Genomic DNA, 714 nt, shown 5'->3' with positions numbered 1-714 from the left:
CTTGATGACCCAAAATGTTTTTGCTGGGTCATCGTATAGCCCCGCCTCAGCCAGGCTGGGAGGAGCGGGATAAAGGCCATTGCTTAGCTCGGTCTCAGCCATGCCTGGCGCCAAATGACAACCCACACACATCGAGTCGTAGTTCCCCGCCCCGGCGCGGATTTGGTCTTCATCGTCGAGAGATGGCACGGCTATGTCTTCGGAGCGAGCCTCAATCGAGCGATTGCGAGCAGTTTCCAGGAATGCGTGCACGACTCCCGTATGAGGATCATCCGCGGCAACGCTAATCAGTCCTGAGAAAACAACTCCGGCCACTACCAACAGGCCTAGAGCACAGAAGGCAGCGAAGCTAATAATTATTCTTTTCATCGAGGGACCTTAAAACCAAAGCCTGATGCCAGCAACGAACCGCGCCTCATCTAGGTCTTCGCCGTCATCTCTCGCCATATCAGCGGTATTACCGTATGCCCGGCTCCACGTGACGCCGATGTACGGTGCGAACTCACGAACGATTTCGTATCGGAGGCGGAGCCCCACCTCTGTATTTGCGAGACCAGCGCCCACTCCGTGTGCAGGATCGTCCTTGCCATAGAAATTGAGCTCGGCAGTCGGTTGGAGGATGAGCCGGTTAGTGAGGAGAATGTCGTACTCGCCTTCAAAACGTGCTGCTGTCTGCCCACCTTCACCGACGAAGGCGGTGGCTTCCGCCTCAAA

1 protein-coding gene and 1 pseudogene are annotated in these 714 nt (G+C 56.2%); both read right to left on the bottom strand.

The annotated features are described in order from the left end of the window. A pseudogene (locus RT21_RS23990) lies at nt 1–369 on the bottom strand (cytochrome c); the annotation flags it as partial. A gap of 9 nt (nt 370–378) precedes the next feature. Beyond that, nucleotides 379–714, bottom strand: a 336-nt coding sequence (locus tag RT21_RS22870; protein WP_046164468.1) for a copper resistance protein B, incomplete at its 5' end; no start/stop codon positions are given.

Origin of the sequence: Pseudomonas sp. 10B238, assembly GCF_000970615.1 — a bacterium.
Taxonomy (GTDB): domain Bacteria; phylum Pseudomonadota; class Gammaproteobacteria; order Pseudomonadales; family Pseudomonadaceae; genus Stutzerimonas.
This window is presented reverse-complemented; position numbering and strand designations above follow the sequence as displayed.